The following is a 16628-nucleotide window of genomic DNA, read 5'->3' as shown; positions in this document are numbered from 1 at the left end:
GTTGCAAACGAGAGCTCAGCAACTGGGCGGTGACAGGTCGATCTTCCAAGCCCGAGCCTGATCCGGCGTGATGCCGTTACGCTCCAGGGTCTCGAGCAGATCGTCCTGACGCGGCATTCCCATCACCAGTCGATAGGTGGCCAGCCGGTTGCGCAGCCGCGGCCATGCGTCATGTTCCCGGCTCCAGTCGAGCACCGGCACGATCCTTTTGATCTGGACCGGCTCGGCACATCGCTCGAACACCCAGCAGGGCGCGAGATCGCTCTCCAAGTCTTGTTGCGCAGCTAGGACGAACATGTCGCTCCATGGATCCGTATCACCCTGGACGCCTGCCGCAACCAGCCCGGACAGGCCAATGCCGCGCGCGACATTCAGCCGCACCGCATGGCCCTTGTACCGATGAACCCGGCCCTCACGCTGCTCGAGCTCGACGGGAGAACCTGGCAAATTCCAGTGCACGACCGCATGACACCAGGGATGGAAGTCCAGGCCCTCCTGGCCAACGGCGGTCGATGCCAGCAGAAATGGCCGAAACGGCGAGTTGAACGCGGACCGGACTGCGTCCAAACGGCTGACGGCGCCGTTGGCTTCCTTGATCTCGGCAAATCGCAGCGCATGCCGGCACCGCAGCCGAACACCTTCGACATCCTGTCCGTTCTTGCCGCGCCGCCGCCGCCGCTCCAGCCCGCGCACCTCGATGGAAGCCCGGCGCAGCGTCAACGCGCCATGGACCGCCTTCGCGGCTTTCTCGAGCTTTTCCTCCGCAGTTCCTTCGAACATGGAGAGGCCATCGGCTTCAAAATGCAGATGTTCGTCAAGCAGCGCCTGCAGATTGCCATCGATGCAATATTCAAGGGCCTGGCGCCAATAGACGCGCTTGCGCCCTGGATATTGGAGCTGAACCGCAGCAGTCGCCTCACCCTGATTGAACAGCGTCTGAAACCCACGGGCGATATGGAAAGCGCCCCGCCGAAGCGTGCTGCCGGCAACTTCTCCCCGCGATGTTCGCGCCAGCGCGCGGTAGGCGCATATGCCAGGCGATCCGATCGCAAGGCGCGCGAGCATGTCCGCCAGATCGCGTGGCCGTCGGCCAAGTTGCCCCGGGTCGTCCAGGACTGCCTGGATCGCCTCGCGGACACGATCAAGGTCGGCCGGGCCGGTTTCACCCTCGCTGAGAAGAGGATCGGCGCTCAACCAGCTTTCAACCGCCTGCCGGTCCTCAATCAATAGCGGCGCCGCCCAATACCAGCGTTCATCGATCCGCCCGACCGGGCCGCCGCCTCCGAGCGATCGCAAGACTGGTACGATCCGCTTCCGGACGGCGGCCAGCAGCGCGCTCCGCTCGACCGCAGCTCCCTCGCTCAGCGCGAACGATAGCGGGTCGCCCAGTGCCGCGAGCGCGGCACAAGGCAGCAGCAAGGCAAGTGGCGCCATGCCGAGCGTCGGGTCCGACGCAGCCCGGCCCGGTCGGCCAAGACGCAGCGTATCGCCCAGTTCGCCAAACCGCATGTGCCGCTGACCCACTTCACGACTGTTTCGACGGATCCGCGTGGTCCGCGTCCCGCGCAGATCCGCGGCAAGCCGTTGCTCCATCTCATAGGAGATCATCGCCGAGATCGCGTCCGGCGCTAACCGCCATTCCGTGAAGATCAGGCGCTTGAGGTCGACCGGTGCCCCGGCAAACAGCCCCTTGGGATGAATGTAGGGGAGGGCGGGGGGCACCCACAAAAGCCGTTCCACACCGGCCGGCACTGCATCGCGGATCAGGTCACGCAGGCGCGCCGATGGCGCCACGATCGGATCGAGTCGGCGCAATGCAGGCAGATCGAGCAGCAGGTTCCCACGCTTCGCTTCTTTCGCGACGAACCGTCGATCGCCGCCGGTCGCTGCGACGGACGCGGTCCGGAACTGATACTCACGCATGAAATCGAGAAAGTAGGGCGCCGATTTCCAGTATTCGACACCGTCGCGGGTTTTCAGCCGCCGCGCGATCCGCCGCGCAGAAATCGCACCGGCCAAATCTTCCTGCTCGCTCGCCAGAACCCGCACGTCTTCGGCAACCATTCCGTCCGCCCGCTTCGTCGATCCCGTACGTTCGGTCCGGCTCATGATCTTGCCGAGAATAGCCTGCGCTCCATCGCGTGCTTGCATTACCTCCGCTTCGACTGGCGGATGCGCCCGGAGCGCACGCGAAAATGCGTCGAGCGCGCTCTCCAGGGCGATGGCCGCATCCCTTCCGGCCAGAAACCGCACCAGTCCGACGAAATCATCGTAAGGCTTCTCGCCTGGGGCGAGCGCGCCACCGGGCAGGCGATAGGGCGTCGCCGACAGAAGAAGCACGCGTCGTCCCGGAAGCGTGTCGGTCAGCAAACGCTCGGCAAGCCGGACCGCGAGATCGGTCTCGATCCTGCTCACATCGAGAAGATGCGAGAAGCGCTGGAATTCGTCGACGATGATCAATCCATTGCTCGCCAGCGCCTCGGCGCTGCCGATCGCAAGTTCCTTGCGCAGCCGGCCAATGACCTGGTTCCGCTTCCGCCGGAACACGCGCTCCGCGAGGGCGTCGCGTGCCTCTGACGCCTCGGATGCGATCGCCCGAATCTCGGCAGACAGATCCTCATCCGTCGATACTGCGTTCGCGAAGGCGTCGACGATCTGCGGATCGGGCGGGCGCCGGTGAAGATCATGCAGCCGTCCCTGCCAACTGACATAGTTCACCTGCTGCATCATCACGCGAAAGCCGGGACTCCGAAAGTGACGGCGCAGGCACAGGTAGATCAGCGCCCGCTCGCGAACATGGCCGGCCCGACCGGTCACGTTGAAGGAGGTATCGGGGGTCAACGCGAAATAGCGCACGCCGTCGGCCGACCGTGCCTCGGTCGCGAGCAATGTCAGTCGTGTCGCACTGACCGCGCCACCATGGCCGTGGACCTTTAATCGCTTGAGATTCTGGCTGGCGACGGGCTGGCTGGAGCAGAGATAAACGATGTCGATCGCCTTGCCCTCGCGGCGTCCAAGCGCCTCGGCTATCACTTCGCGCGCGACGACGGTCTTGCCCAGACCGACTTCGTCGGCAACGAGAAAGCGCCGTGCCGGCAGCGCGTCTTCCCAGAAACGTTTGACGACGTAAGCAGCGGTCCGCTGCTGGAAGCGCGTCGGACCGCTCATGATACATGGCCCGCCGCGCGCATGACCGACGACCACAGGGCCGTGAAATCCTCCGGCGCGACAGTCTCCAGCTCCTCGGGACCAAAGCTCTCGAGCATCTGCCGGATCGAGCCCAGCCGCTCGGGATCGTCCGTCGCACAGCGGATGAGCAGTTCGAGAAGCCCCGCCTGACCAGACGCCCTCCAGGCTGTGGGGCCGCCGTCCATCCCATCACCCCCGGCCAGCCCTTCAAGGCCCGTGAAATCGCCCAGCATGATTCGCAAAAAATCGGCAAAATGCTGCCGGTCGGGCAGGAGCGCCCGTAACGCCGCGTGTCGTCGCTCCTCTTCATCAACGCCGCGCACCTCGAGGTTCAGCGTGAACGAAATCAGCCCATCGGCGCCATCCGCCTCGAACACCGTGAACCCAGTGATCTCCGATAGGTCGAGCGTGCCGCGAAAAGTTGCCGGCGATCCCGCGATAAGCCCCGCCCCGCACCGGGTGGCTCGGTTCGCCGATAGCGTCGCCGGGCGAAAACGCAGGCCCGGGAGAAGCTCTGGCAACGCCGGGTCGACCTTGCCATCGGCCACCAGCGCGATGTGCCAGCCATCGTCCCATGCCGTGCAGGCGATATGGAGCTTCGCGTCGCACAACGCGGCGCGCGCGGGGCGATCGTCGAAAGGCGCGGGCTTCTCGTCGGCCGGTTGAGCCGGTTCGAAATCCTCGATCACCGCGCCGAGGCTGTGGCGGTCGAGCAGGGCATCGACGCCGGACTCGCCCAGCGCCCGCCCACAGTCGAATGTCGCCATGACCTCGACATTGCGCCCGTCCATCGCCGCGCTGGTCGCATTCATCGAACCGATCGCCATCCGCGCCTGCCGCCCTGTCTCCCAGATCAAGGCTTTGGCGTGCAGTTCTCCAACCTTGCCTGCGAGCAGGGGATCGTCGGGGACCGCCAGAACGGCCTGCCGCGCGAACCCGTCGCGTGCGGCAGCCCAGCACCGATCGAGCGCGTCGCTCCGCGAAATGACGATGACCGGCTGCTTGCTCGACCCCGCCAGTTGGCGAAGCGCCAGACCTGTCAGGAACGGCGAGATCACGACGAGCCGGTCACTCTTCGGCTGGACCCATGTCCGGCCAGGCCCGGTTCCCAAAGCACGGAAGGTCACCGCGCCAAGACCGTCCGGCAAACGCCACCGCGCCCTTTCAACGTCCCGAGCCATCTCCGCGATCAGCCGAAGCTGCCCCTGATCGGGCGGCCGTGCGCACCAGGACGGCATAGCCCGCAAGAGCGCGCCGATATCATTCCCCTTGCCGGATCCGGGAGCGCCGCGGCTGTCCATGACGATGCCTAGATCCCATGAACGATCACCGGTCAGGTTGCGGCTGAGGATGGCGATCCGCAACATGGAGCGGCCCGTCGCTGGATCGACGAACCGGATCACCCAAAGTTTCGGATGGAAGGCGCCGCCCATCGGTGCCTTCACCTCGTGGACCATACGCTCCGCCTCGATAATCGCCGGAGGCAGATATTCAGCGGGATGAATCGCACCGCGCTGGCAGAAGATCAGCGTCCGATCGCATACGCGCTTGAGCGCCGCCAACTCGACCGCCGTAAAAATCCCGGCTTTCCGTTTCGCCATACCGGGCAGATCAGCGAGCATCGCTGCCGGCAAGGAAAGCACGGTATCGAGCGACGCCGAATAGGTGCAGACCACAAGCGCATCGATCGCGAACCCAGCGGGTGGCCGCACGATGTCATAGATGGACAGACGCTTCTGTGGCTCAAGCATCAAGGCGCGGCCGCCAGATCGTTGAGGCAACGCCGCGCCACGTGCCAGCGATAATCGAGCGTGCTTCCCGACTCACCACGCCACCGGGCACGGGCTTTGCGCGATGTGATCCGGGAGGTGCCCGACGCGCCTTTGAGGAACACCTCTCTGTCGCCCACGAGCGCCGCCGCCCGGGGATCGGAGAGCAATGTATCCGGCCCCAGGCATCGCTCTGCCCAACGCCGGACGAATAAGATGGCATGCGGGTCCACGCTGTGGCGCGTGATCGCACCGAGCGTCGGCAGCTCGCCGATCCGTCTGATCACGAGATCGACATCGGCCGGCGACAGACGGTCACGCCATGTGGTGAACGATGCGACATGCGCGTCGCGCACATCGAGCCTGCCACCCTCGGGCAACATCAACTCAGCCACTCGGATATTGTAGAGGATGACCGCACCGTGCATCAGCCGCGAGAACGCCGCACCCAGCATCAGCAGATCGCGCGCCGCCGGTCGGAGCCGCGAGACCCGCGGATGGTCCCAGGCATCGCTCGCCGATGTCCTGCGCCGATAAGCGCTGAAGGGACCGAACAGATTATATTCATGACCCCGCCCGACTGGGTCGACACAGGCATTGCGAAGTCGGTTGCGCAGGAATGCCGCCTCGTCGGTATCCAGGCCGAAATTCAAACCCTCAATCGACGGAAACCCCGCCGGAGGTGGCGGGCGCACCATGTCGAAACCGATATCGACAGCGCTGCCGCCGCCATCCTCGATCGGTGCCGCCTGTTTTACGCGATCCCGAGAACTGGCAATCTGCCGGGCCCAGCGCAGACGGCTACCGCCTGCACGGCGCATGCCCAGCACCGCAAGGCCGTTCCAATAGATCTCGCTCGGCATCCGTTCCAGATCTTCCTGGCTCTGAATACCGATGACACCTTCGCCCGCCCCCAGCACGGAAAGACGCTGGATGAGAAGGACTTCCGTCCTGCGCAACTCGTCGATAATCCGCTGAGGATCACCCTGCCGGGCCGCGACCTCACAGCACCATTGAACGAACAGAAAATAGCGGACCCGTTCCTGGATGGTGCTGAGCCCCGGAAAGAACAGGTCGGCGAAGCTGTCGCGAATTGTGCCCAGCCCCAATTCGTCACGCGCGTCATGCCCCTTGGCGGCGCCGAGCGCACGCAGGACCGACTGTTCATGTTCGCTGTCGTGATCGACCCATCCGAGAAAATTCAAACATCCCCCAACGGCGTTGCGCAATCACATCCCCGGATTCCGCACGCTCCTGCACCATGTCGTCTTCCACGTCGCTGGTCGACCTCAAAGAAACACCGTTATCGACCGATCCGCGCAAACCGGCAAAACATCAAACCCAATGCCACCCGTGTGCACGGATTGATGACGATGAGGCAGGAGACTCCCGATATCGGCTATCTCTGAAACCAGTCGGCCAGTCGCTTCACTCCGCGCGTCGCATCCTGCTCCGCTCAGTCTCGGCTATATGGTCTTACCTACTAAACGTCCGACGCCGTCACCAGACCGCTAGGGTTCCAGTTGCGCCATGATGCGCTCAGCATAGCGCGCGTCGCTTAGATCAAGACCGGCAAACGGCACAAAGCCTTCAATCGTCATCGCGATTGATTTGAGCCCAGCTACCCTGAAACTTGCCAGTTTCGCCTCCTCAGGCGCTCCACCGTTCCGTTCGATCACGACGGCATCCACGAAGGGCGCATCGTGACGTGTGTAGAGAATGTGCGGCGCTAGAATGACCATGCCGCGATTATAGGTGGCACGAATGCATAACTGATTGCGGATCGCCTGCGAAAGCAGCGCCAGGGCATCGGATTCTGCGGAACCGTCGCCGCTACGACGCCGAATCGACAGTGTCTTCCGCGGTGCTTGCATATCCCGACAGCTAAAGGTGGGGCATCATCATCGCAAGCAACCAACGAGACGCGCAACTCCCCCGATACCTGTTCCGCTGACCCCGCCCCATCAGGCTGAAGCCTGGTCGATGGGCGGGAACAGGATCCTGCCCACCATGGTCAGCTTGCTTCCGACACCGCTTCCACCGCCGCCTTCCGGCCGCGACGGGGCTTCGTTGCAGGCTCAGCTGCCACGTCCTGCGGGGCGGACTTTGTCTTGGCCTTGCGATCCCGCGTCGGCTTCACGATGGCCTCATTGGTCTCGGCAGCGGAAGCCGCTGGTACAGCCGCGGCCGACTTTTTCGGTTTGCGGCCCGCCTTCAGTCCCACATCCTTGGCTGGCACGGCCGACTTTGCTTTGGCGACACGCGCTTTCCTCACGGTCGGAGCCTTCTGCGCCGTCTCCACCGGTGCCGGCGCTTCCTCGCTTTCGCTCACTACCACTGCCGGCGCCGCTGGCTTGCGCCCAAGGCCCAATCGCTTCGCGACCTCCCGTCGCTGCTCTGAATAGCTTGGCGCGACCATGGGATAATCCTTCGGCAACTTGTACCGGTCCCGATACTCCGCAGGCGTCAGTCCGTTCGTCGACAGATGGCGTTTCAAGGTCTTGTACGGTTTGCCGTCGATCATGCTGAGAATGTGATCGCGAGACGCGAGGCTCTTGCGAGCCGTCGTCGCCGGCGCAAATTCGGGCACTGCAGGTTCCACGGCCGCGACGTCGCCCGACAGCGCCGTACGCGTCGACTGAATAAGGCCGGCCAACTCCGCGCTCGGCACCAAATTGTTCGAAACATAAGCGCTCAAAAGCTGGACTGTCAGCGTCGTGAGATCGGGCGTCTCGGCCTCGGCCATGGGATACTCCTTCATTGTGCGAACAGATGCGCAGCACAGCGCACTAACCGCGCCAATTTTCAAAGACGTAAACACAAATCCTGCCGTGGCCCGATCGTGAAGTCAAAGGGAAGGGTGGGGAGGATGGTGAGTCCCGGAGATATCCGCGCACCACCGTCTTTCCCTGGAGGAGTACATGGCAGACCGCGTTTCCGTAGCGATCAAGCTTGGCGGGCAGCTTCCGCGGTCCTTGCTCGCCGACTTCGAAGCGGCGATCATCAGCGACGGCGCTTCGACCGACTGGCAAGGCTCTGAATTTACCGTCGCCGAACTGCCGATCGATCAACCCCTTTCCCTGATGGCCAACGAAGTGGCCTGGGGAACCTTCGAGGCGATCGAACAATTCTGTCGCGACAATCAGCTGATATTCGCTCGCTGGGCAGGCGGATGCGCCGGAAGCTTCGGACCGGAACGCCTCGTCTTCAATGGCATAGAGGAGATGACGTTCGCCGTCACAGATGACGACGAGGTCATGATCTCGCGCGACGATGTGCGCCGCCTGGGCTCGATCGCTTCCATCGAGACGCATTTTGCGGCCGCTGACCTCGCTGTGCCGGCGCTCGTCATCGTCGAGGCCCGCCAGCCTGACGGAGGCAATCATGGCTGACACCTGGATCCAGGGCAGCTTTGCCTTCACCTGCAGCAACGCCGAAATGGCTTTGATTGAGGAAGCATTTCAAGCCGCGGCCGATCTCATGGATGATTGCGAACCGTCAGATCCCAAGCCCGAATTCCTCGCCATCTTTCCACCGACCGATCCGGCCCATTGCTGGAGCGGCTTGCGTGCGATTTTCAGCGACCCGAACTTTCCCAGCTTCGGTGTCGACTTCGAGGGTGGTAACAGTCTCGAAGCGCCTGATGTCTGCACGATATGCTTCTCCAGCGACACCGACTTCCAGCCGGATCCTTTAGCTCAACTCATCTATCGGTGCTGCCGCGAAACCCTCACGAAGGCACCGATCGGCTTCGAATGGGCAGTGAGCTGCTCCAGGCCGAGAGTCGGTGAATTTGGCGGTGGATGGTGCGCCATCTTTGCCGATCGCATCGAAATCGAAAGCACCAACGAGGCGCTCAGTCGCGCCCTTGAGGGAGGGATCATCTGATGGATCGCCTCCTGCAGCTGTATGGACCCTGGGGCGAACATCCCGATCATCCCGTCGATGGCTGGAAGGCCGAGGTCGCCAATGACGACACACGGCTCGGCTATTGGGCGTGGGTCGCGTCGCGCGCCGACGATGCGCAAGACCAGGTCACGCCTCGGCCAAATTGAGACGTGCCGCTCGCGCCGACCAGGCTTCCACCGATCCGAAGCATCGGCGCCATCTTTCACCTGTCCCCAACCAAGCCCGGGGCCACGCCGGGCGCTTCAGCATGAGGAGATCTTGCATGACCGCCACCGCCCAATCGATCTTCGACGTAGCGCCGCTGGGCGCGATCATTCGCTATTCCGACGGGACACCGCGGCCGCCGGACCGCTTCAAGCGCAAGGTTCAGGCGTGGGAAACGCGCAACGGCAAAGGGCAGCTTACCCAGCGATCGCCCGCTGGCACCGGTCAATATCCCTACCCAGCGACCTTCACGCTGCACGACGGTAACTATGGGAGCGGCGAGACCATCGTCCTCTCGGTCAACAAGATCTTCTCGGTCAGTGACGCCCGCACATTCGAGATCGTTCGAATACCTCCACCCGGCGCTGCGCTTGTGCTTCAGGAATGGGAGGGTCACCGCGAGTTGCTCCATGTCGCAGCCGGCGACGCAGCCGCCACCGCCTGGCTCGGCCGTCATGGCTATAGCCGCGCGTATGTCGAAATCGTCGGCGACCCGGAACCGGTCGCCACGGCTGCCTGACATGGCATTCATCCATGCCGGTCCCGGCAGATCGCTACGGGACGCCGAGGCCGAAGCAATCGGGCGATACGTCAGTACTGGTATCCACCACTGCCTTGTCCGGCGTGACGGCGACATGTCCCACATGATCCTGCCGGAAACGGATGTCATCACCGCCGGCATCGCGCTGATTGATCGCATCCTCTGGAGCACGGACGGCTCCGAAACCGATGGACTCGATCCGGCGCTCCTCGCCTGACCTCTTCGAAAGGACAAGCTCATGACGCAGGCCCAGCCGGCGAGCGCGCCGCCGCGCCTTTACAGCCAGACCGATCATGATGATCGGGGCAATTTCCATTATGATGGCGATCTCTATCGCCCCGGCGAAGCGCTTCCCGCGCTCTGTGCCAGGATCGAAAACCACCTCCATAGCCTCATCGGGAATGCCCGATTCACCAGCCGCGGCGAGCGCTATGCCGGCGGTCGGAAGGTAACGGTCGAGCTTCTCGATTCGCCCGCGGACCTTACTGACGAATCTGAGCGCCGCGCCTTCACTATTATGGTGCGAGACCAGATCGAGCGTTTCGGCTTCACTCGGTCCAATTTCTACCAGGACTATCAGCAATGCGCGTTCCATTCAGAAGTGCAGATCGGCAAAACCTATTGGTCGGCACTCGCCGCAAGACGCGGCAACGCCAATAAGGTCGAGCCGCTGGTTTCGCTCGCGGCCTTCAAACGGCGGATCAAGCCCGGCGACCGCCTGCAACTCATCGCCGCACCCGACGGACACCGCGCCCTTGGGACGACCAGGTCCGTAAAAGCCGTCCGCTCCGGCGATCTCATTTTCGAAGGCAATGTCTATCTCGACTTCCCGCGCGCCGCGGGCTTCGCTTGTGATGGCCGGCTCGTGCGGTTCGCCAATGGGAATGAGCACGAGCCCGATCGACATCTTCTCTACGAGTGGCTGCCAGCGGAGCAGTGACCGCTCGGCTGTGCCGCGACGGAGCGTTCACGCAGCGATCCCGTCCCGTCCGGCCGGCAGCCCCTTCAACATTCGCCTTTCTGACGGCCCGCGATCCCGGCCGCCGCACACGATTGCCCGAGGAGCAAGGGGGAGGGCGATGGGGGTGAATTCAGCCATGGGAGCCCATGATGTCCGAGCCGATTCGTTTCAAGGCGACAGACCGTCTCGGCAATGTCGCCTATATCGGAGCATCGTCATGACCGAACCGGACGACGCCATGTGGCGCGCCCTTGTCGATTTCCGCGCGCGCCACGGACGTCGCTGGAAGGAAACGCTGTCGATCAAATGGATGAACGGCGGTGACGATTACGAACCCTTTGGCAGCTCGCTCAGGATGATCCGCAACCATCTCGGGCCATCCTGGCTATGCGATCTCAAAAAGGCGACGCTCGACGCGGCCGCGCGCAGGTTGGCCGTACTCGACCGCTTGCCCGAGATGTGCGCGACCCATCTTCCTGAGACGGGCGAACCGATCGTCATCAAACGCGGCGAAACCGGTTATTGGCCGCTACCCGATGGCATGACCGTCGATCTGATCAACACGACCTTCGAGGCGAGGCCGGCCCAGCTCGCGGCCATGCTAGCCGGCTCAATGTTCGGCTGGGACATACCGGGCGCTGACCCCGATCGCTATGACGACGACGGCCGCCCGATGTCGCGCGACGTCTGACCCTCATGGCCATCGAGGTGATCGTCGGACTTCCCGGACTCTCGGAAGGTCCGCTGCTCGATCGCGCCCGAGCCATGCAGGTGCCCGTCCTGGTCTCGGCGAACAGCTTTTCGCGCTGGGACCGGCGCAACGGCACCCGCGAGTGGCGCGGATGGCGGTTGGGATCACTCGCCAACGCACACGGCCTGGCATCGATCGATCTCGACAGCGCCGGCTTCGTGCTGGCGGTTCGCGAACGCGGCATCCCCTGGACCATCGACGATTACATTGCGCTTGCCTCAAGCCATCCATTCCGGCGCTTCGCCAGCCTCGATCTGTGCGTCGAACAAGCAGTCGCGCATGATCGAGACGAGGTCCTCGACCGGATCGCCCGTACGATCCAGCTCAATCGCGCCTGTCACATACGCGCATGCGACGCCGACATCACGCACCGCTTCATGCCGGTCGTACAGGGTCGTCTCCTAGAGGACTATATCCGATCCTTCGAGGCGATCGCCGACCTCATCCAACTCGGCCAACCTCTCGGCGTCGGCTCGATGTGCCGCCGCCATCTTCACGGCCCCGAAGGGTTGATCGCCGTCATCGAACTCCTGGATCGCCGCCTCCCAAAGACATTGCAGCTTCATCTCTTCGGCGTGAAGGGAAGTGCGCTTCCATCGCTCGCTGCCTTCGGCGATCGCGTCGCCAGCATCGACAGCCCCGCCTATGGGGTCGCGGCCCGTCAATCCGCACTCATGTCCGGACAATCGAAGACCAACTGCTTCGTCGCCGATCATATGGCGCGTTGGACAGGCCGCCAGCTCGATCGCCTGCGCGAACCCGTTCGGGCAGTTCAACAGACGCTCGATCTGCCAATCGGCCAACCACGAAATTCCAGTCCCTGGGAACAGGCCCTCGCCACTGCACGCCAGCAAATTCGCGACCTCATTGAGCAAGGCGAAATCGGCTTCGAGCAAATCACCGAAGCGTGGATACTCGAATGGGCAGCGAATCTGCCCGACGAGGCCTGATCGAAGGGGAGGGAGGGAACGGGGTGGTGGCGCGGGTCGGGTGAAACCCCTGTCGCCGCTGCTCCATCGTCCCCATCAGGAGAACCCCAAATGGCCAGTCTCGCTCTTGCCGCCGGCCGTCTCGTCGGCGGCGCCTACCATGTCGACATTTCTCGCGGTCGCAATGTCGGGCGCGTGTCTTCCGAATGGTTCTCGCGGCCTGACGACGAGAAGTTCCTGTCGCTGACCGAGCTGTACGACAGCGTCCGTTCCCGCGCGGAACGCGCCACGACGCGTGTGGTCGAGAGCAAGTCCGTTCGCGTCGAAGCGCGCAGCGAAGATCCCGAACGGCTTTCGCTCATCGTCCCCGGCGATGACCGGCCGGTGGCACCCACCAACTGGTCCTTCGGCCAGCTCTCGAGCCTCGTCGGCGCGCCGGCATCCTATCTGCGGACGCTCCCGGCGGCGCTCGCCGGCATCAATCTCCAGCATGGCCTGCTCTCCCACCGCGGTGAACAGGTGAAAATGCTTCAGACCGAAGATGGGCGCACCGAACTACGCGCCGTGACCGGCCCCGATTATGGCCGCATCTGGGATCATGAGCTTGTTGGCGCCGTCATGAAAATCGCCGGGGACGGCGTATCCGACACGCGCTGGAAAGTGCCGGGCGTTCTCGACTGGTCGAGCATGCGCTACAATCCCTATGTCGATGTCAGCCTGGAGACGACGACGCTCTATGCGTCCGATCGCGACGTCTTCCTCTTCCTCGTTGACGACACGCATCCGATCGAGGCCGGCAAACTCCCCAATGGCGATCCCGATCTCTACTTTCGCGGTTTTTATTGCTGGAACTCAGAAGTTGGCTCCAAGACGTTGGGAATGGCTACCTTTTACCTACGCGCGGTGTGCATGAACCGCAACTTGTGGGGCGTCGAGAATTTCGAGGAAATCTCCATCCGCCATTCCAAATTCGCGGCCAATCGATTTGCCCATGAGGCAGCACCGGCGCTCGAGACTTTCGCGGACTCCTCCCCGTTGACCTTCGTGCAGGGCGTCCGCGCGGCACGGGAACGTATCGTCGCCCGCAAGGATGACGATCGCGAGGCGTTCCTCCGCAAGCGTGGCTTTTCCAAGTCGGACACCGCGAAGATCATCGCGACGGTGTTGGACGAGGAAGGCCATCCGGCAGCCTCGCTCTACGACTTCGTCCAGGGGATCACCGCCGTCGCGCGCGGAAAGACGCATCAGAACGATCGCCTAGAGTTCGAGGGCAAGGCGCGGAAACTGCTCGAACGCGCCAATTGAAACGTGCGGTGCCGGCGTGCCCGGCACCTTTTCTTCCTTTGCTATCTGGAGGCCCAGCCATGACCGAGATTTCGGCGACGTCGACGCGCGCGTTCCGCATATGCGTCCAATTCTTCTCCGACGGCGAATGCTTCGCCGTCGAGACCTTCATCATCGACCTTCCCGAAGGCCAGGATCCCCAGGCTGCCGCCGAAGGCCTGGCCGACCATAGCGTCTACCATGACGAACGGGTTCCCGATCTCAGCCGCACGATCGAGATCACGTCGCCCGATTCAGATGACCCCGGGCCGCCGCCCGCATCCGGCGGCGCACCGACACCGGTCTGACCGCTGCGGGCGTCGGCGACAAACCGCCATGAAGATGAGGGGGAGGGAGCGGGATCGGGCGCGTCAAAATGAGGACGCACGACCCGAGCCACGGCCCTGCCACATTCCCTGAGGAGATCAGCCTTGAACACACCAGATTCAACCCGCTCCACGCTGCCGCTCTCCCTCATCACGAAGGGGGATAACCCCCGCCGTTATTTCGATCGGAAAAAGCATGACGAGCTTGTAGCCTCGATCGGCCTCCGCGGAATGTTGCAGCCTATCCTGCTGCGTCCGAAGGGCGAGGTCTACGCCATCGTCGCCGGCGAACGCCGCTACAGGGCCGGCCTCGAAGCCTACGGCCCCGATGCTGAAGTGCCCGTCATCATTCGCGAGATGACCGATCAGGAGGCCCTCGACGCCGCGATCGCTGAAAATGACGACCGCGATGATCCTTCGGAAACCGAGCAGGCCGATGCCGCCGTCCGCTACCTCGCGGCCTGCCAGAACGATCGCGCCGAGGCGGCACGGCGTCTCGGATGGTCCCGGGCCAAGCTTGATCGTCGTCTGGCGCTCGCCGAACTTTCCGACGCCGTGAAGCTCGCGCTCGACGAACGCCGGATCAAGGTCGGCCATGCCGAGCTGCTCGCCGCCATCCCCGCCGACAAGCAGGACAAGGCCCTCGAGACGATCCTCGGCTCGGGCCTCGATGTGAACAAAACGCGTGACCTCCTCATGCGCGTCACGCAGAACCTCGGCGCCGCCTGTTTCGACAAGACCGAGTGCACGACCTGCCCGTTCAACTCGGCCGCCCAGCGGACTCTGTTCGAGACTCATGTCGATGACGGGCATTGCACCAATCCCGGATGCTTCGATTTGAAGACGCAAACCGCCGAAGCGATCCGCTTCGAGGAGCAGGAGCGGGCCGAAAAAGCGGCAAGGGCCGCAGCTCCACGAGCTGACGAAGACGCTGACGAAGACGCGGAGGATGACGAGCAGGACGATGCCATCGACGAGAGCGGGGCCGATTCCAAGAACCCGCGAGCCCCGTCTCCCGGCACGACCGGGGCGCACGTGTCCGCACAAGCGACCCCGACGCCGCCCCCTTCCGTGAGCGGCGTCTCGACCGCGCACAAGCCGACCGTCACCGTCAAGTCCATAGCCAGCCGTACCAGCGATCTTCGCGAAGCGACGTGGCGAACCGCGCTCGCCCGGGCGCTCGCGGCCAATGCCGCACAGGCGCATATTGCCGTCCTCGTCGCAGCGATGTCCGGGACGCTCTCGCAGATCAAGGGCGAAACCCTGAAGGGACGCGCGGGCCTGCTCGTCGGCGCGTCCTTCCCGGAACTTACGTACAGCGCCAAGATTGCCGAGATCCGCACGCTGCCTGAAGGCCAAGCCGCGACCGTGCTTTCCGCGATCGGCGCAGCCTATGCCAAGGATGTGCTGAACTTCGGGCACGTCGCCGATCTCGCCCGCGCTTTCGACGTCGATCTGCGCGACGTCTGGCAGGTCGATAAGGCATTCCTGGAGCGGTACACCAAAGACGAACTTAGGTTCATCGCCCAGGAAACCGGCCTAGTCTCGCACATGGGCGAGAAAGCGTTCGCCAAGCTCCTGGGCTCCAAGAAGGCGGATGTTGTCGCCGGCATGCTCAATCGAACTGGCTTTGAATGGGCCGGCCGCCTGCCCAGCGCGATGACCCTCGACGGCCAATACGGGCCACCCCCGGTCAACGCCGCACCGCTCGCCCAAGCGCCGATCACCGAACTCGCCGCCTGATTTCCCGCACGCTCCAAATAAGGAAACGCGTCCATGCTGATCACGACCCTGCTCCCGCTGCTCGCGCGCTACTCGCTCGGCTTCGATCTCGTCGCCGGCCCCGACGACACCGTCACCCTGACCGTCATTCCCCGCAGGCATGAAGGCGCGGCCGACAAGCTCGAATCCGGCGAAACCCGCCCGATCTCGCTCACGGCGAGCGCCGCGGACATCGACGCCGAACTCGCCAAGGGCGAGGACGGCGCGCTCGGCCAGCTCATCGCGGCCCGCAAGGCACTCGCCGATCAACTTGCCGAGCAGCGGCAGGCGGCCGACGCCGCGCGCACCGCGGCTGCCGAGGCCGCGAAGGCAAAGGCGGCAACGCCGACGCCGAAGCCCGCCACCGCCGGCGCGAAGGTCGACGCTCCCGCCAGTCCGCCCGTCGACGCCACGGCCGAGGAGCCCGCCAGCCTCTGGTGATGCACCGCCACGACCTTCTCCATGATCATCAGCCGGAGGCACCCATGCAGATCAACCACCTCACCCGCGCGTATCGTTATGACGGCATCGACCTCCCGGTCCCGCCGCATCTCGCAAACGACCCGACTGCGCTCCGCGCCTATCATGCCACGCTCTACCCGGCGATCCTCAACGCCGAGACGGTCGATGCCGGCGTGTCGGGCGCGGCTCACGTCATCGAATACAGGCGCGCCGTCGGGACCAAGGGCTGACCATGTACCGAAGGCCTGGCGAGGCCATCCCGCCCACCATCCGCAAGACGCTCCTCGAATGGATCGAGACCGACGATGGCGACACGACCAGCTTCACCTATCCTGCCTGCACCCCGCAGGCCCAGGCCCTTCACGCGCGGATCGTCCACGACCCGCACGACGGCAAGGGCGACGCCTGCGAGCCGCTCCAGCCCCCTGCAGGTCTTCCCCTTCCGCCCTTGGGCTGAGCTTGCAGGACGCACCGTCGCGCTCTCAACCGACATCCCAACCATC

Annotated in this window: 19 protein-coding genes; 14 read left to right on the top strand and 5 right to left on the bottom strand. The window is 64.0% G+C overall.

The annotated features are described in order from the left end of the window. Nucleotides 1–15 precede the first annotated feature (15 nt). The 5 genes from RN629_RS12540 to RN629_RS12520 form a co-directional block, all read right to left on the bottom strand. Nucleotides 16–3168, bottom strand: a complete 3153-nt coding sequence (locus RN629_RS12540) for a helicase-related protein (protein WP_281124186.1) — start codon at nucleotides 3166–3168, stop codon at nucleotides 16–18. After that, nucleotides 3165–4865: a phospholipase D family protein gene (locus RN629_RS12535; RefSeq protein ID WP_407035495.1), complete on the bottom strand. Its 1701-nt coding sequence runs from the start codon at nucleotides 4863–4865 to the stop codon at nucleotides 3165–3167. Before RN629_RS12535 ends, RN629_RS12540 begins: the two co-directional genes overlap by 4 nt. Before the next feature lie 74 nt (nucleotides 4866–4939). Then, entirely contained in the window at nucleotides 4940–6187 is a 1248-nt protein-coding gene (locus tag RN629_RS12530; RefSeq protein WP_281124183.1) for a DUF6361 family protein, read from the bottom strand. Between the two features lie 282 nt (nucleotides 6188–6469). After that, nucleotides 6470–6832 (bottom strand): hypothetical protein, encoded by a 363-nt coding sequence (locus RN629_RS12525; protein WP_281124182.1) that lies wholly within the window; start codon nucleotides 6830–6832, stop codon nucleotides 6470–6472. A gap of 140 nt (nucleotides 6833–6972) precedes the next feature. Further along, nucleotides 6973–7704, bottom strand: a complete 732-nt coding sequence (locus tag RN629_RS12520; protein ID WP_281124180.1) for a MucR family transcriptional regulator — start codon at nucleotides 7702–7704, stop codon at nucleotides 6973–6975. Between the two features lie 175 nt (nucleotides 7705–7879). On the opposite strand from RN629_RS12520, the gene RN629_RS12515 reads away from it, so the two are divergent. The 14 genes from RN629_RS12515 to RN629_RS12450 all read left to right on the top strand — a co-directional run bounded on the left by RN629_RS12515 (nucleotide 7880) and on the right by RN629_RS12450 (nucleotide 16582). Continuing rightward, complete coding sequence (locus RN629_RS12515) at nucleotides 7880–8350, top strand: hypothetical protein (RefSeq protein ID WP_281124179.1); 471 nt, start codon at nucleotides 7880–7882, stop codon at nucleotides 8348–8350. Further along, the gene (locus tag RN629_RS12510; RefSeq protein WP_281124177.1) at nucleotides 8343–8846 is read left to right on the top strand and encodes a hypothetical protein; all 504 of its coding nucleotides are present in this window, start codon (nucleotides 8343–8345) and stop codon (nucleotides 8844–8846) included. Before RN629_RS12515 ends, RN629_RS12510 begins: the two co-directional genes overlap by 8 nt. Then, entirely contained in the window at nucleotides 8846–9013 is a 168-nt protein-coding gene (locus RN629_RS12505; RefSeq protein ID WP_281124176.1) for a hypothetical protein, read from the top strand. The genes RN629_RS12510 and RN629_RS12505 overlap by 1 nt, the downstream gene beginning before the upstream one ends. Nucleotides 9014–9129: 116 nt before the next feature. Further along, the gene (locus RN629_RS12500; protein WP_281124175.1) at nucleotides 9130–9591 is read left to right on the top strand and encodes a hypothetical protein; all 462 of its coding nucleotides are present in this window, start codon (nucleotides 9130–9132) and stop codon (nucleotides 9589–9591) included. 1 nt (nucleotide 9592) lies between these two features. Then, the gene (locus tag RN629_RS12495; RefSeq protein WP_281124174.1) at nucleotides 9593–9829 is read left to right on the top strand and encodes a hypothetical protein; all 237 of its coding nucleotides are present in this window, start codon (nucleotides 9593–9595) and stop codon (nucleotides 9827–9829) included. Nucleotides 9830–9850: 21 nt separating this feature from the next. Then, nucleotides 9851–10552 carry a hypothetical protein gene (locus tag RN629_RS12490; RefSeq protein ID WP_281124173.1) on the top strand — a complete coding sequence of 234 codons (702 nt, stop codon included), beginning with the start codon at nucleotides 9851–9853 and terminating at the stop codon, nucleotides 10550–10552. A gap of 238 nt (nucleotides 10553–10790) precedes the next feature. Beyond that, entirely contained in the window at nucleotides 10791–11264 is a 474-nt protein-coding gene (locus RN629_RS12485; RefSeq protein ID WP_281124172.1) for a hypothetical protein, read from the top strand. A gap of 5 nt (nucleotides 11265–11269) precedes the next feature. Further along, nucleotides 11270–12274, top strand: coding sequence for a deazapurine DNA modification protein DpdA family protein (locus RN629_RS12480; protein WP_281124171.1), 1005 nt, complete (start codon nucleotides 11270–11272; stop codon nucleotides 12272–12274). A gap of 90 nt (nucleotides 12275–12364) precedes the next feature. Further along, the gene (locus RN629_RS12475) at nucleotides 12365–13558 is read left to right on the top strand and encodes a DUF932 domain-containing protein (protein WP_281124170.1); all 1194 of its coding nucleotides are present in this window, start codon (nucleotides 12365–12367) and stop codon (nucleotides 13556–13558) included. 59 nt (nucleotides 13559–13617) lie between these two features. Further along, nucleotides 13618–13884: a hypothetical protein gene (locus tag RN629_RS12470; protein WP_033965418.1), complete on the top strand. Its 267-nt coding sequence runs from the start codon at nucleotides 13618–13620 to the stop codon at nucleotides 13882–13884. 123 nt (nucleotides 13885–14007) lie between these two features. Then, on the top strand, nucleotides 14008–15645 hold the full coding sequence (locus tag RN629_RS12465; RefSeq protein WP_194917713.1) for a PRTRC system ParB family protein: 1638 nt from the start codon (nucleotides 14008–14010) through the stop codon (nucleotides 15643–15645). A 33-nt stretch (nucleotides 15646–15678) separates the two neighbouring features. Next, on the top strand, nucleotides 15679–16104 hold the full coding sequence (locus tag RN629_RS12460) for a PRTRC system protein E (RefSeq protein WP_281124169.1): 426 nt from the start codon (nucleotides 15679–15681) through the stop codon (nucleotides 16102–16104). Nucleotides 16105–16148: 44 nt separating this feature from the next. Beyond that, nucleotides 16149–16355: a PRTRC system protein C gene (locus RN629_RS12455; protein ID WP_025546410.1), complete on the top strand. Its 207-nt coding sequence runs from the start codon at nucleotides 16149–16151 to the stop codon at nucleotides 16353–16355. A 2-nt stretch (nucleotides 16356–16357) separates the two neighbouring features. Beyond that, on the top strand, nucleotides 16358–16582 hold the full coding sequence (locus tag RN629_RS12450) for a hypothetical protein (RefSeq protein ID WP_081988734.1): 225 nt from the start codon (nucleotides 16358–16360) through the stop codon (nucleotides 16580–16582). The last annotated feature ends 46 nt before the right edge of the window (nucleotides 16583–16628 follow it).

This window comes from Facivitalis istanbulensis, assembly GCF_040560405.1.
In the GTDB taxonomy this organism is placed as follows: Bacteria; Pseudomonadota; Alphaproteobacteria; order Sphingomonadales; family Sphingomonadaceae; genus Sphingomonas; species Sphingomonas istanbulensis.
Note: the sequence above shows the minus strand (reverse complement) of the source record. Positions and strands in the feature narration are given on the sequence as shown.

What these genes read in the sequence shown, in the direction of transcription:
- RN629_RS12485 (WP_281124172.1), top strand. Translation starts at nt 10,791, where the DNA reads ATGACCGAACCGGACGACGCCATGTGGCGCGCCCTTGTCGATTTCCGC.
- RN629_RS12460 (WP_281124169.1), top strand. Translation starts at nt 15,679, where the DNA reads ATGCTGATCACGACCCTGCTCCCGCTGCTCGCGCGCTACTCGCTCGGC.
- RN629_RS12490 (WP_281124173.1), top strand. Translation starts at nt 9,851, where the DNA reads ATGACGCAGGCCCAGCCGGCGAGCGCGCCGCCGCGCCTTTACAGCCAG.
- RN629_RS12500 (WP_281124175.1), top strand. Translation starts at nt 9,130, where the DNA reads ATGACCGCCACCGCCCAATCGATCTTCGACGTAGCGCCGCTGGGCGCG.
- RN629_RS12450 (WP_081988734.1), top strand. Translation starts at nt 16,358, where the DNA reads ATGTACCGAAGGCCTGGCGAGGCCATCCCGCCCACCATCCGCAAGACG.
- RN629_RS12540 (WP_281124186.1), bottom strand. Translation starts at nt 3,168, where the DNA reads ATGAGCGGTCCGACGCGCTTCCAGCAGCGGACCGCTGCTTACGTCGTC.
- RN629_RS12455 (WP_025546410.1), top strand. Translation starts at nt 16,149, where the DNA reads ATGCAGATCAACCACCTCACCCGCGCGTATCGTTATGACGGCATCGAC.
- RN629_RS12510 (WP_281124177.1), top strand. Translation starts at nt 8,343, where the DNA reads ATGGCTGACACCTGGATCCAGGGCAGCTTTGCCTTCACCTGCAGCAAC.
- RN629_RS12480 (WP_281124171.1), top strand. Translation starts at nt 11,270, where the DNA reads ATGGCCATCGAGGTGATCGTCGGACTTCCCGGACTCTCGGAAGGTCCG.
- RN629_RS12505 (WP_281124176.1), top strand. Translation starts at nt 8,846, where the DNA reads ATGGATCGCCTCCTGCAGCTGTATGGACCCTGGGGCGAACATCCCGAT.
- RN629_RS12470 (WP_033965418.1), top strand. Translation starts at nt 13,618, where the DNA reads ATGACCGAGATTTCGGCGACGTCGACGCGCGCGTTCCGCATATGCGTC.
- RN629_RS12495 (WP_281124174.1), top strand. Translation starts at nt 9,593, where the DNA reads ATGGCATTCATCCATGCCGGTCCCGGCAGATCGCTACGGGACGCCGAG.
- RN629_RS12520 (WP_281124180.1), bottom strand. Translation starts at nt 7,704, where the DNA reads ATGGCCGAGGCCGAGACGCCCGATCTCACGACGCTGACAGTCCAGCTT.
- RN629_RS12515 (WP_281124179.1), top strand. Translation starts at nt 7,880, where the DNA reads ATGGCAGACCGCGTTTCCGTAGCGATCAAGCTTGGCGGGCAGCTTCCG.
- RN629_RS12525 (WP_281124182.1), bottom strand. Translation starts at nt 6,832, where the DNA reads ATGCAAGCACCGCGGAAGACACTGTCGATTCGGCGTCGTAGCGGCGAC.
- RN629_RS12475 (WP_281124170.1), top strand. Translation starts at nt 12,365, where the DNA reads ATGGCCAGTCTCGCTCTTGCCGCCGGCCGTCTCGTCGGCGGCGCCTAC.